Genomic DNA, 13,239 nt, shown 5'->3' with positions numbered 1-13,239 from the left:
TGGTAAAGTCTAAATTCAATAATTGAAATGACCAATTATGAAACCTAACAATAGCCTGTTCTTTACATGCTTGGCAGTAGCTACACTGCTGGCTTGCCAAAGCAAAAATGCTTCCAACGAAAAGCAACCACCCCAACCGGAGACTCCTCCCAATATCATCTTTATCCTTGCCGACGATCTTGGCTATGCGGATGTGAGCTGTTACGGGCAGCAAAAGTTCGAAACGCCCAATATCGACCGCTTGGCGACACAGGGCATGTTGTTTACCGATCATTATGCAGGCACTGCTGTGTGCTCGCCTTCTCGCGCCACGTTGATGACAGGACAGCACACTGGCCATGTAGCCATCCGGGACAACCGAAGCCTAGATCCTTCGCCTTACGGCTTCCGACAAAGAGAGGGGCAGTTTCCACTCGCCGACTCCATCCATACCATGCCGGAGATGCTACAAAAAGCCGGTTATGTCACTGGTGCCTTTGGCAAATGGGGTCTTGGCGGCCCTGATACCGAAGGAGAGCCCAATAACCAAGGATTTGATGAATTTTACGGTTATGTCTGCCAGTCACTTGCCCATAATTACTACCCCGACCACTTATGGAACAATCAGGAAAAAATCATGCTCCATGGAAACGACAACGGAAAATTTGGTGCATATTCTCCCGAATTGATGCATCAGGAAGCCTTGAAGTTTATCCAGGCTAACCAAAAGGAGCCATTTTTCCTCTTTCTCCCCACTCCGCTTCCCCATGCTGAGCTGCTCGCACCAGCAGAAGAAATGGCTGTTTTTGAGGGGAAGCTTACGGAAGGAGAACCTTATAAGGGCACAGATGAAGGTCCAGGTTTTCGGAAAGGGCGATTGGGTTCCCAAGAAAAACCCCATGCAGCTTTTGCAGCGATGGTAAAAGTACTGGATGACCAAGTGGGTGAAATCATGAGAACAGTAGATTCGCTTGGCATAGCCAATAATACATTGATCATCTTCACTTCTGACAACGGCCCGCACATCGAAGGTGGTGGAGATCCGGAGTTTTTTGACAGCAATGGCCCGCTAAAAGGCATCAAAAGAGACTTGTACGAGGGTGGAATCAGGGTACCGCTGATCATGCGCTGGTCCGGACGCATCCAAGCAAACAGCACCAATGACCATCCATCTGCTTTTTGGGACTTTACGGCCACCTTTGCAGACCTTGCTGGCACCAAAGCTCCTGAGCATGGCGATGGCATCTCCATGCTCCCTACGATATTGGGAAATGATGACGAGCAGCAAAAACACCCTCACCTCTACTGGGAATACCATGGTGAAGCTGGAAAACAAGCGGTGCGAATGGGCAAGTGGAAAGCAGTAAGAAAGGATATTCGAGAGGGCAATCAAGCCATTGAACTGTACGACTTGGAAAAAGACTTGGGAGAAACTACCGATGTGGCTGACCAGCACCCCGCCATTATCCAAAAAATGGATTCCCTCCTACGGGCAGAACATGTGACCAATTCCACCTTTAAGCTCGGATATTTGGATGAATGAGGCAGGTAAAATTCGTTCTAAATCGGCGACCCTAGGCATAAGCTAACTGATAAAAAATTACTTATGATAATAATTACCTGGAGACTTCCCGAATTGCTTTCTGAAGGCATAAATAAATGAACTAGCATTTTCATAGCCCAGTTGGTAAGCGATAGTTTTAATAGGCACCTCTTCTTCCAAGAGTTTAAGGGCTTCTACCATCTTTGATCTGGTCTTCCATTCTCCGTATCCCATGCCCAGGTACTTGGAAAACAGTCGAGATAGTGTCCTTGGGCTTACACATACCAATTCTGCACTTTCTTCTAGGCTTGGGTTAGCTGCGGGTTTATGGATAATTTGGTCAGTTACCCGTTTGATACGCGGATCATCACTTGTCGGTAAAAAAGTGACAGAGGGGCTGATCAACGCCATCTCGTCCAATAAAACACCCGCCAATCTCCATTGTTCTGGGGAGCTAGAAGATGGGTTTCCAAAAGCCACCATTTTTTTTGACCAGGCACTTTAAGAATACAGAAAGCTCAAACGCGAAGGTATCTGTCGATAAGGAAGGGCTAAAACTTGGGTCGATGAATAACGTGGCTACTTGGACATTTTCAGGAAAAAAAACTTGGTGCTGGCGACCTCCGGGAATCCAGATGCCCTGCACGGGTGTAACGATCCATAATTGGTTTTCCACCGCTACTTTCATTATTCCACCGGAAGCGAAAAGAAGCTGCGCCCTGGGATGCGCATGTACTTCTCCACATTTGGCCTCGGTCAAAAATCTGGAAAAAGAAGTGATGGGCCTATTAGGGTTGACCTCAAAACCTAAGTCCACTGAGATGATTGTCTTATAATCTGTATTCATTGGCTAAATATAGTAATTAAGACAATTCGATTCTTTACTTACTTTGTGAAACAACTAAAAATTGATACAATATGGACAACAAAGGACATCAAGATCGAGTTATACGCCAATTTACACAACAGGCCAAAGGGTATTCTTCCATTTCCAGCCATCGAAACGCATTGGATAAACTGGTGCAAATGGCAGCGGTAAAATCAGAAGATAGTGTGCTGGACGTAGCTTGCGGCACTGGAATGGTAGCTTGTGAATTTGCCCGATTTGCAGGAAAGGTAACTGGAATAGATATTACAACAGAAATGCTGAAGGAGGCCCAACGGCTGCATAACAAGATGAATCTCAAAAATATTGTCTGGCATCTTGGCAACGCGAATCCACTGCCTTTTGAGGAGGGGGCATTTTCTGTAGTCGTCTCTAGGTTCTCTTTTCACCACTTTCTGGAACCCGACAAAGTACTGCAGGAAATGATCAGGGTATGTCAACCCGGAGGGCGGGTCATAGTGGCCGATGTATGCCTTCCTGAAAGCAAAGTAGACCATTACAATGTTATGGAAAAGATCCGTGACACTTCTCATACGGCCGCGTTATCCCATCGAGAACTGGACAATTTGATGAAATTTTCTGGACTGAAAGCCATCAAAAACTATGAATACCGCATGAAGATTGGGCTAGAGCAACAGCTCGATGCATCTTTTGCAGTGGATACCAAAAAATTAAGAGAAATGATCCAAAATGACATCGATGTAAACCGTTTAGGGATCGATGCAAGCAGGGAAGCAAATGGAATTTATCTACATTACCCTATTCGTATTTATTGTGGTGTAAAATAACGGAACGAGCTACATTTCAAGAAAACGGGAATTGGAAAAGTAGGATCAATAGATTGTTTTTCCTTCAGTAACTCAAGAAACGGGTCAATCTTTCAATTCCTGTTTTTCAACAATCCGCTTCACTTCATTCAGCAGCAACGGAAAGGCAGGATGGGTCATGTTATGGCCATAGCCGTCCATTTCAAAAAGGGTAGTTGACTGATGGCCGGCCACTTTCATCATGCGCATCATGTAAGCATTTTCTTCATACCTTCCTAGCATTTCCATTTCCCTATCACCCGTAATCAGCAGCAGCGGCGGAGCATCCGGTCGCACATGATAGAGCGGTGCCAACTCATCGATGATGGGCTGCGTTCCGGCAATTCCACGCTCCTCTCTTACGGTAAAATGGGTGATCATATGACCACTAAAAGGAATCAATCCTGCTAGATCATTGGCATCCAAGCCGTGTTTGGCCAACCACTTTTTATCCATCCCCACCATCGCCGCCAAATAACCTCCAGCCGAATGGCCGGACAAGAAAACCAATGAAGGATCGCCTCCATAAGCTTCAATATGCTTCATCGTCCATGCAATGGCCGCCGCGGCATCTTCAATGTACACGGGAGCACCTATTTTGGGATATAATCTATAATTCACCCCTACCACAGCGATCCCCTTTTCCTTTAATGCTTCAGGAATCTCCTTCTGTCCTGCACTTAACCCTCCTCCATGAAACCACACGACTGTAGGAAAACCCTCTTTATCGGATGGAAAATAAAGGTCTAGCACACAACGCTCTTCGATATAATCATCCCTCTCACGAACGCCCGCATCGTAGTAGGGAATATTTTGCTTGGTGGTATAGGATGTTTCTTGAGCAAATCCCGAAAGGGATAACGTTATAAAAAGGATGGTTAGGGAAAATCTCTTCATTTTATGGTTTTTTGGATTGACGGTAAGCGATCAGCGCTGCGAAGTGAGATTTTGCCCCACAGGCACCACTGATCGGTGCACAAATTAAGGCTTAAATTGCTAACCTTCCACCGAAGCGATCAAGTAAATTAAATCAAGGGCTCCAATTAAGCCTTCAGCTCCGCTGCCAATTGCCCCATATTGACGGAACGCATCCCATATTGGTCCTTTAACTTAGTGAAAGTGTCCAGCAGCTGGTAGAGTTCCTGCATACTTTCCTGTGGAGCATTGCCGAAATTATGAGGATGCCACCATAAATGGTAAACCAAATTATGCTTGGCTGCATAAGTCATCTCACTGATGATCCGGTTTATCCGGCCTTTGTTTAATGGTTTGCTAGTCATACTATAAGGTCTTAAAAGACGCGATGCAGGCAATTGGATTGGAGAATCTTTGCTACCTAGTATTGACCTTGTAGGAAAAGAAGTCCTTTTACCAAGCGGCAAGAGCGTATCACCCGTTCTGAAAATCCTATCCATAATCCCCGCATGCTGCGGATCCTTCCAAAACCAATTGGAAGGATTTACCCTGACCACGCTAAAACCTTCATCCTTGCATACTTTCAGGCTGTTCTGGTCAAATTGGTTTCGGGGAAACACCAAGGACTGAAGGTGCACTCCACATTTTTCCTGGGCAATTCTTCTGGCCACCTTCAAGTCAGACCTGAACTGCTCCAGCTGTTGCCCTGGCTCACAAGTATAATAATGCGAAAAAGTATGGCTTCCCAGTTCCTGATTGGGGGTTTGTAATAGTTGTTTCACCAACGAAAAGCCACTGTGAACTGCTGGATCGTAGGCATGTTGTGCGATCCAATGATATGGGGATAGCTGTGGATTTTGGTAGGTAGGTAAATATTCGGGACTATAATGCTCCCATTCCTCGCTACTTTCGGTCAGCAGCATACCTACCGTAGCCCAAGTCGCGGCCACTCCATGACGCTCAAACGCCTCTAAAACCTTCGGGGTGACGGCTTTTGTCCTATTGAAATCTCCCTTTTTCTCCGCCAAGGAAACCTTATCAAAAATCCCCCAGTGCAGTTCAAAATCCAGTGATATTACCAAGAAAGACATGGTGCTAGTTTGTTAAATGATCAGGAAAGTAATTCCTTTTCTGGACCTTTAAATGCTCCTTTTTTTTCATTCGTTTGATCCGCTTCATTCTTCTTTTAATTGCCTCGGTTTTTTTCCAATCCAGAAAAGCCACAATGACAAAAAACATGAAATACATGATCATGCTTTTTTGACGGATGATGATGCCCAAATTGGACATGATGAAGGTCATGGAAAAGGAAATGCTCAAAAACACCACCGCCGACATTTTGATCATTGCGGAAGCTTGTTTGATAAATCTAAAAAATCCTTTTTGGAAGAGTTTCACAAAAAACGCCAGGTACAGGAGGTTCTCCAATGACACAAAGATCCCTAGGAAATTGGGAGCATCAAAAAACAACGGCCTAAACCAAAAGGTAAACAGCTTTACGGGCAGGCTATAGCTCTGCATATCCACCGCCGAGCCTGCATGCTGCAATTGGCCTCCAATAAATGCCGTATTGTTCATAAAACTCTCCAGCACATTGTCCTCATCCAAGCGAAGGAACACCAATAATTCATCATAAATAAATGCTGATATGCCTATCCCACCGATGGCGATCAAAACCTTCTGGTACATGGGCATCTTTTCTCTTCCCAGCATAAATGACATCCCCATACCTATCATAATGGCAAAAAAGATATGTGGACGCACAAAATAGGTCAACAGTCCTCCCAAAGCAATGTACACTTTTCTTTTCGCAGGTAATGAAAGCCCAAAAACCAACAGCCCTATTCCACAGAAAATCAGGCTTCCCTTTCCCAATGAGGACGTCCAGAAGTGCATATTGGGCAAAAACATCAACAAATTAACAGCATCATACCCACGGAATTTAATAGTTGATCGTAGGTTTTCCTTGAAAAACAAATAGAAATAGACAAACCCAACATATCCCGTCCAAGCGAAAAGTACCATCATCATCTCATAGCTAAAATGAAGGTACTGCACAAAAGGGACTGCTAGCCATTCGATAAAATGGGTGCCGTGGGAAAAGAGTTTCCACCAACTTTCGGCTGTGGCCGCATCATGAAAATATGCGTGGGAATCTGAATTCCGGAAAATGGCATAGGTATAATAAATAAGCCCAAAAAGCATATGGTACCAATACAGGTTGGTCATGGTACGGATGCTCAGTGTCCTATACTTCCGTTTCAGCCTCTGCAATAGCGACAGGCTCACGGCGTAAAGTATCCCGATCAAAATGATCCCGCCTATCATTTACTGATAATAGTTGTTTTTTGGCTTTGTTCTATCATTACAATTTTCCAATTATCATGGACCAAGGCTTTAGTTGCCCTTACAGGGCGCTACGAATTCCTCCACATTTAAAGCCCAATGGGATCCATTGGGCTGAATTGAACTCCCCTTTCAGGGGGAAATTACATTCGTCTCAATGCCAAAGATTACCACAGACCTGAACTGTACCATTGTCTATCAACACTAAATCTGACATTCGGCAATGGCTGAAAGCTTAGCTAAATACTTTGCCTCCCTTTTCAACTTAAAGGCAAAGTTATTTGCCCTTACAGGGTGCAGCAAATTTCTCACACATTTAAAGCCCAGTGGGATCCATTGGGCTGAATTGAATTCCCCTTTCAGGGGGAAATTACATTCGTCTGAATACCTAAGATTACCACAGACCTGGACTGTACCATTGTCTATCAACACTAATTCTGACATTCGGCAATGGCTGAAAGCCTAGCTAAATACTTTGCCTCCCTTTTCAACTTAAAGGCAAAGTTATTTGCCCTTACAGGGCGCAGCAAGTTCCTCACACATTTAAAACCCAATGGGATCCATTGGGCTGATTTGAATTCCCCTTTCAGGGGGAAATTACATTCGTCTGAATACCAAAGATTACCACAGACTTGGACTGTACCATTGTCAATCAACACTAAATCTGACATACAGCAATGGCTGAAAGCCTTATAGCATCTCACCCCAAGGCAACACCTTGGGGTGTGAACAGTGAGCTATCTCTATGCAGGCTGAAAGCCTAGCTCAGCTTTTGCACTTCTTGATAAAACTCCTCCAAGTCCCTTACCATCCGTTTCATGCTGAAATGGGAGATCACCCGTTGGCGGGCCCTCTTGGCCATTTCTTGGCACCTTAGCGGATCTGTCAACAGCGTAGAAGCGGCAAAAACCAAGTTTTCTGTATGGTCTTTTGGACATAGCATCCCCTCCACTCCGTCGGTTATCACCTCCCTAATTCCTCCAACCTCAGTACTCAGCACAGGCAATCCACACGACATGGCCTCCAGCATTGCCACTGGCAATCCTTCAAACTCCGATGTCATCATATAAACATCCATGGCAGAAAGATAAGGAATAACAGCTTCTTGCGCTCCCGCCAAGTGTATTTTCGATGCAAAATCACCTGTTCCAATAGTACTTTCTACCAACTCCCTTTCCGGTCCATCACCTACCAATAAAAAATGAACGCTGGGATGGGATTGGGCAATTTCCTTTGCCACGGCGATCCAGTGATCAAGCCTTTTTTGGCTCCTTAAAACGGCCACTTGACCTATTACGGGAGCATCATTAGGTATTCCAAACTTCTCTCGGATGCTACCTTTCCCTATCAGATCTTTCTGGAATTTCTCTGTATTTACCGCGTTTGGTATTGTCTTGATCTCAGGGCTATTAACGGTCGGTTTATAGTGTCTTAAAATACTATTCCTTACTTCCCCGGAAACTGCAATCACTCCCTGCTGCCATCCAAAGGTCAATTTATTTAGCCTACGGGAAAGCGGATGGTACCTTTCCCACATATTGTGCTCGGTATAGACGACCTTGGCGCCGGTCTTTTGGCCTACCCACCTGCCCAGCACTCCCGCCCAAGGCAAATGGCAATGAATAATGTCAATTTGATTTTTTTTCACAAACTCCACCACCTTACCGACTTGGAGCGGAAGCGCAAGATTGGAGGATGGAAAATAGCTTACTTTCACTCCCACCTCTTCCAGTTCATCGATAAGGCTATTAGGCCGATGATGGAAGTAAAGGCAATAAAAGGAGTATTCCTCCTTATCATGCAATGCTGCAGTTTCAGGAATCAGCTTCTCGGCCCCTCCCCTGCCAAGGGATTTTATCAGGTGGAGAATACGGGTTTTCTTTGGGGAAGTCACGCTCTTTTGGTGTCAGTTATTTGTTGATAGAAGGTGAGGAAATAATGGGCAAGGACATTAATATTAAAGTGGGTGATCACTTTTGTTCTGGCATTATCCAAGATGTCTGAAGGTATCCGATGATTATCCGATAAAACCCTCTCCAGTAAGTTTCTAAAAAGATTCCTGTTTTCAAAAGGTACCAAAAAGCCAGTCTCATCATGCAATACGGCTTCACTGATTCCTCCTACATCATACGCTATTACGGGAACTTTGCAGTACATCGACTCTAATATAACCGCCGGCAATCCTTCTATCTTACTGGGAACCAGCAAGGCCTTAGCATTCTTCATAACAGGGAGGACGTTATCCAAATTTCCCATAAATAAAACCCGATCAGCACTCTCCATGTTGGCAGCCTGACTATTTATTTCAGCCGCTAATTTTCCTGCTCCAACAAACACTAAGTACAGCTGTGGAAATTTCTTATGGATTTCATTAAAAATGTGAAGTAATCCTATATGGTTTTTCTCTTTTACGAAAGCTCCCACCATCAGTACATATTCTTTTTCTCTAAGTGTATTTGGAACTTCATCCTGCAGCTTTCTATCCATTTCACCAAAATCCACTCCATTAGGAATGGTACAATTTGGGATGTTCAAGCTATTGAAACAATGGTTGAAATCTTGGTTACAGCCTATGGAAACAGAAATGACTCCATTGATTTTACTAAATAAAAATTTATTGAATGTTAAGTGGCTCTTTCCTTTTATAAAATCGCTGATTTTGTTGGCATTTCTATAGACAATTGGTGTGTCCCATTTGAAAATCATCTTACTAAAAACCGAAAACTTCAAGGTATCGGATGCATTTGCCTGCACTATATCAGGCCTGAAATGGGCTATTATATCCCTAAGCCTTCTCCATCCCCTAATTTCCCAAAACCTATTTTTCTCTTTGCAGTCAATACAAACTATCTCCCCCTCGAAGGGAAACGATGCCTTTCCACGAAAAACACAAACCAATAAAACTTCATGTCCATTCCTCATTTGGCATTGGGCTAATTGAGCCGCAAACAATTCTGCTCCTCGAAGTTGTGGCTTTTGGATCAAATGAACAATTCTCATTTCTTTTGATAAGGAATTTCAAAAAGTTCGTTGTATGCATTTTCGTATTGTGTTGAAACATTTTGTGCATCAAATACTTCCATAGCATGGCTATAGGCTTCGTTTGTTATGGCCTCCCAACTTTCAATTTCAATTGCCTTTTCCATTTTCCTTGCCATGTCTTTCCAGTTAAATACTTCGAACCAAAGCCCACTATTTAGAGGTACACAGGATTCATTTTCAGGAATAGCCGAAGCAATAATAGGTAGTTTGGAAAACATAGCCTCTATCAAAGCTCCTGGCAAACCTTCATAATGGCTTGGGAACACAAAAAAGTCTGCTTCTGAAAGAAGATTAGGAACTTTGTTGCTATCCCCCCAAAAAGTCACGTTATGGCTTATTTTTAATTTCTCTGCCAAAGCTTTTAACTTAACCAAATCAGGGCCTTCTCCCACGACCCAAAGATTTGATGTAGGAGACTTCTCTAAAATATGCCCAAAAGCCCTTAGTAACTCCGAATGACCTTTTCGGGGAATAAGCCTTCCCACGGTAATAAAAATAGTTTTGTCTTGATGTTTTGTCCTTGGAGGGATAAATTCTTGCCTTGACCTTCCTCTAGGAATGTTAACTATTTTATAACTTGGTATACCTAAAGTTCTTTGATGGACTTCACTCAAATAAGGAGAATTGGAAAACCAGTAATCCACATTTGAAGAAGTCAAATAATCCCTCATATGAACGATTAGCAGTGAAAAAAAAGAGGTAATTGGTAGTTTTCTATATCTCCTCCAGTGATATGAATTGTTAACCAAACTGTTCACCAATAAAAAATCTCCTTGCAGTTTCCTTGATATCATTTCTGAACGAAACAAAGAGGCATGAACAATATTTGGTTTAAGTTCTGCAATAGACTTATTCAATTTCCTAGCAATTTTGCTGCTCGAGCTAGATGTCGAAAAGTCCCAAGTTTTTACAATAATTCCAGCTTCAAGAAATTCAGTTAATAGACGATGATTTCCCTTAAAGATCACCCAGAAATAAGGAGTCACTTCTTTAAATCTCCTCGCGATAGACAACAAACTCTTCTCAGTCCCGCCTGTTTGTAATGTATCTATGAGATAAAGTACTTTCACTGATTGATACCTTTACTGCCAAATTTTCGATGTATTTTTCTTCCAACAGACAATGGAAGAAAAAGAAAAAGAAAAAAGAGAAAAATTGAGGTTAAATTAAACGGTATTTTGAAGAAATAAGTCACAGCCCTTTCTTTATTTCCTGCATAAAAATGTAACCACATACATTTGTGAAACCATTTCTTTTTTCGAGAGCGTTTATTTTTTATTATAGAACTGTGTTTATGCGCAATTGCATGATATGCATTGGCTTGATTCATGTAATTCTTTCTCACCGAATCATGTCTTCCAATGGTGCAATTAACCAAAAATTTCTTGAATCCAATTCCAGAAAAAAAAGCGGAAACCCTCAGAAGAAAATCTCGGTCAACTGCTGCACGGATGGATTCATCGAAATACCCTATGGTATCGAACACCTTCCTTTTGAAACAAATACCGTTATTTGTACCGATATGTAATGAATCAAAGAAAGTATTGCTAGGCAACGTATCTTTGGGGATCCAAAATTGCTCTCCAAACTTCTTTGCTGATTCATCGACTAGATTTATTCCACACCAAAAAAAATCATGGTCTCCATTTTCATGAATAAAATGAATCATTTCCTTTAGAAAATTTTTAGTGTAAAAATCATCACTATCCAAAAAGAAAATAAGCTCACCAGATGAGTTCAGTATCCCTTCGTTTCTGGCTACAGCGTTCCCTCCGTTTTTTTTTGTCTGGATCACTTTGATCCTCTCATCAGTATAGCGTTCAATTTCTCTGAGCGTATCATCTGAGGATTGGTCATCGACAATTATCAATTCAAAATCCTGAATACTTTGTTCAAGTACACTTTCTATCGCCCTGCCGATAAATTTTTCTCGGTTATATGCCGGAATGATGACTGAAATCTTAAAGTCCATTCTTTAGTGTCATAGTGCCCCCTTTTTTGTTCATCAAAAAATGAAATAGCCCCATTAATAAATATTTTGCATTTTCAACTCCATATTTAAACCCATATTTAAACCCAAATAGTGATTTAACCATACACTTTATAATCAACCTTACTTTCATCTCTTTAAAACCATATTTGGACGCAATGAAAAGCAAATTACGCACAGTATAATATTCCCTTGGCAAACTATTTAAAGTCTTTTTATTATAGAAACTTCTGTTAGCACCCGTTTTATTAAAATAATTCTTTAGTTCTCTAAATTGTACCTTATCAACATAGATTCCAAAGCCTTTCCTTTTTACCTTAAGGCAAAAATCCAGTTCTTCAAACCCAAAAAACAAAGTGGGATCTGGATATATACCAGCCTCTAAAACCCGTTTATTAACCATCATGGTCATATTTCCTGCCACACTGTCCACCTCCAATAAACCATTTCCCAAAAGTAAATCTAGGGAAGTCTTGTTGATCACCCCTCTCTTATTATCAAAGAAATGTCCTACCGTACCAACAATCCCAATTGAACATCTATCTGTTTCCTTTGATACTTCCCCTAATAGTCTTTCAAATGAATCCTGAAATACAGGTGGATCATTATCATCTCCCCAGTAAATCCAATCTAAATTTTCTTTTATACACAGGTTAAGACCTATTTTTGCAGCCCCAGCTGGTCCTGCATTGTACCCTACATTAAAATACCGAATTTTTGGGTTGTGCAGAGATAATACACTTTCCTTTGTATTGTAGTTAGATGAATTATCAATTATCCAAATAACCTCAAGAGGTTGTGTTTGCGCCTCGAGACTTAAAATTGTTTCTACCACTATCTGAGGTCGGTTGTAAGTAATTAAAAAACCTCCTATTCGTGTCAATTCTTCTCTGTTTTACTACATATCCTTTGAGAACTTTGAATTATATAGGTGTTCAATATTCTCATTATACATTTCCATGCCCACGGATGAATTTTTAATGCTTTAAACAAATAGTATCTTGCCATTTGGTAATCACCAACCTTGAAGCTCTCTACCCCGATGATCTGGTTATATAAAAATTTCACGTTTTTACTTACTGTCTTATCATGCTTCTTTAAAATATACTTTAATCCAGCTATTTTATTGTGTCTGTTCTTTGACCCTCCTGTGATACTCTCGTAATATCTTAAACTTATAAATTGTTCCTCATGAATCCTTACCCCTATTAAACTCAACCGATGAAACATTTCTGTGTTTTCACTGTAGGCCAAACGTTCATCATAACCCGATATACTTTTAAAAACATCTCGTTTTATACAAAAACTCCCCGGTAACTTACTCATAAACTTATTTTTTTCAGGATACTTTAAAATCGATGAGGTCTCATTAACTTTCACAAACCCAAACTGTATAACTTCACCTCGATGAATGACTGAATTAAATTTTGCCAAAGCCTCTTCACCTAATTCATCATCACTATCTAAAAAAATTAAATTTATTCCATTAGCCACATTGGCACCTATATTTCTTGCAGCTGAAACTCCACTATTGGTTTGGTAAAAATATCTTACACGTTCATCTCCAACCTGCTTTACTACCTCTCCTGTATTATCCTGTGATCCATCATCAACTACAATAAGTTCAAAATTTTGAAAAGACTGACCTAGAACCGAACTTATGGCCCGGCCAATAATATGGCCCCTGTTAAATGCAGGAATAATAACTGAAAAAAAAGGTTGGGATTCCACG

The 13,239-nt window shown here is 41.6% G+C and carries 13 protein-coding genes; 2 read left to right on the top strand and 11 right to left on the bottom strand.

The window, feature by feature from the left end:
• The first annotated feature begins 37 nt into the window (after positions 1–37).
• Positions 38–1,522, top strand: a complete 1,485-nt coding sequence (locus DN752_RS19115; protein ID WP_112785448.1) for an arylsulfatase — start codon at positions 38–40, stop codon at positions 1,520–1,522.
• A 57-nt stretch (positions 1,523–1,579) separates the two neighbouring features.
• Here the strand turns inward: DN752_RS19115 and DN752_RS19110 are convergent, their stop codons facing one another.
• A complete protein-coding gene (locus DN752_RS19110) occupies positions 1,580–2,005 on the bottom strand; it encodes a helix-turn-helix transcriptional regulator (protein ID WP_112785447.1) in 426 nt (141 codons plus the stop codon).
• Positions 1,977–2,369: an AraC family ligand binding domain-containing protein gene (locus DN752_RS19105; RefSeq protein ID WP_112785446.1), complete on the bottom strand. Its 393-nt coding sequence runs from the start codon at positions 2,367–2,369 to the stop codon at positions 1,977–1,979. The genes DN752_RS19110 and DN752_RS19105 overlap by 29 nt, the downstream gene beginning before the upstream one ends.
• Positions 2,370–2,440: 71 nt before the next feature.
• On the opposite strand from DN752_RS19105, the gene DN752_RS19100 reads away from it, so the two are divergent.
• Positions 2,441–3,196 carry a class I SAM-dependent methyltransferase gene (locus DN752_RS19100; protein ID WP_112785445.1) on the top strand — a complete coding sequence of 252 codons (756 nt, stop codon included), beginning with the start codon at positions 2,441–2,443 and terminating at the stop codon, positions 3,194–3,196.
• 84 nt (positions 3,197–3,280) lie between these two features.
• Here the strand turns inward: DN752_RS19100 and DN752_RS19095 are convergent, their stop codons facing one another.
• The 9 genes from DN752_RS19095 to DN752_RS19045 all read right to left on the bottom strand — a co-directional run bounded on the left by DN752_RS19095 (position 3,281) and on the right by DN752_RS19045 (position 13,238).
• Positions 3,281–4,111, bottom strand: a complete 831-nt coding sequence (locus DN752_RS19095) for an alpha/beta hydrolase (protein ID WP_112785444.1) — start codon at positions 4,109–4,111, stop codon at positions 3,281–3,283.
• Positions 4,112–4,257: 146 nt separating this feature from the next.
• Positions 4,258–5,220, bottom strand: coding sequence for a polysaccharide deacetylase family protein (locus DN752_RS19090; protein WP_112785443.1), 963 nt, complete (start codon positions 5,218–5,220; stop codon positions 4,258–4,260).
• Positions 5,221–5,224: 4 nt separating this feature from the next.
• Positions 5,225–6,439 carry a hypothetical protein gene (locus DN752_RS19085; RefSeq protein WP_245949313.1) on the bottom strand — a complete coding sequence of 405 codons (1,215 nt, stop codon included), beginning with the start codon at positions 6,437–6,439 and terminating at the stop codon, positions 5,225–5,227.
• A 796-nt stretch (positions 6,440–7,235) separates the two neighbouring features.
• Positions 7,236–8,369, bottom strand: a complete 1,134-nt coding sequence (locus DN752_RS19070; protein WP_112785439.1) for a glycosyltransferase — start codon at positions 8,367–8,369, stop codon at positions 7,236–7,238.
• Positions 8,366–9,475, bottom strand: a complete 1,110-nt coding sequence (locus tag DN752_RS19065; protein WP_112785438.1) for a glycosyltransferase — start codon at positions 9,473–9,475, stop codon at positions 8,366–8,368. The genes DN752_RS19070 and DN752_RS19065 overlap by 4 nt, the downstream gene beginning before the upstream one ends.
• Positions 9,472–10,587 carry a glycosyltransferase family 4 protein gene (locus tag DN752_RS19060; protein ID WP_112785437.1) on the bottom strand — a complete coding sequence of 372 codons (1,116 nt, stop codon included), beginning with the start codon at positions 10,585–10,587 and terminating at the stop codon, positions 9,472–9,474. Before DN752_RS19060 ends, DN752_RS19065 begins: the two co-directional genes overlap by 4 nt.
• Entirely contained in the window at positions 10,584–11,489 is a 906-nt protein-coding gene (locus DN752_RS19055; protein ID WP_112785436.1) for a glycosyltransferase family 2 protein, read from the bottom strand. Before DN752_RS19055 ends, DN752_RS19060 begins: the two co-directional genes overlap by 4 nt.
• Positions 11,479–12,390: a glycosyltransferase gene (locus DN752_RS19050; RefSeq protein WP_245949311.1), complete on the bottom strand. Its 912-nt coding sequence runs from the start codon at positions 12,388–12,390 to the stop codon at positions 11,479–11,481. Before DN752_RS19050 ends, DN752_RS19055 begins: the two co-directional genes overlap by 11 nt.
• Positions 12,387–13,238: a glycosyltransferase family 2 protein gene (locus DN752_RS19045; RefSeq protein WP_162633275.1), complete on the bottom strand. Its 852-nt coding sequence runs from the start codon at positions 13,236–13,238 to the stop codon at positions 12,387–12,389. Before DN752_RS19045 ends, DN752_RS19050 begins: the two co-directional genes overlap by 4 nt.
• Between the last annotated feature and the right edge of the window lies 1 nt (position 13,239).

The organism is Echinicola strongylocentroti (assembly GCF_003260975.1).
Lineage (GTDB): Bacteria > Bacteroidota > Bacteroidia > Cytophagales > Cyclobacteriaceae > Echinicola > Echinicola strongylocentroti.
The sequence above is the reverse complement of the archived record's forward strand: the minus strand, read 5'-3'. Positions and strand labels throughout refer to the sequence as shown.

Excerpts from the sequence above, each read along its gene's own strand:
- DN752_RS19090 (WP_112785443.1), bottom strand. The coding sequence starts at position 5,220 with ATGTCTTTCTTGGTAATATCACTGGATTTTGAACTGCACTGGGGGATT.
- DN752_RS19055 (WP_112785436.1), bottom strand. The coding sequence starts at position 11,489 with ATGGACTTTAAGATTTCAGTCATCATTCCGGCATATAACCGAGAAAAA.
- DN752_RS19065 (WP_112785438.1), bottom strand. The coding sequence starts at position 9,475 with ATGAGAATTGTTCATTTGATCCAAAAGCCACAACTTCGAGGAGCAGAA.
- DN752_RS19115 (WP_112785448.1), top strand. The coding sequence starts at position 38 with ATGAAACCTAACAATAGCCTGTTCTTTACATGCTTGGCAGTAGCTACA.
- DN752_RS19095 (WP_112785444.1), bottom strand. The coding sequence starts at position 4,111 with ATGAAGAGATTTTCCCTAACCATCCTTTTTATAACGTTATCCCTTTCG.
- DN752_RS19105 (WP_112785446.1), bottom strand. The coding sequence starts at position 2,369 with ATGAATACAGATTATAAGACAATCATCTCAGTGGACTTAGGTTTTGAG.
- DN752_RS19110 (WP_112785447.1), bottom strand. The coding sequence starts at position 2,005 with ATGGTGGCTTTTGGAAACCCATCTTCTAGCTCCCCAGAACAATGGAGA.
- DN752_RS19100 (WP_112785445.1), top strand. The coding sequence starts at position 2,441 with ATGGACAACAAAGGACATCAAGATCGAGTTATACGCCAATTTACACAA.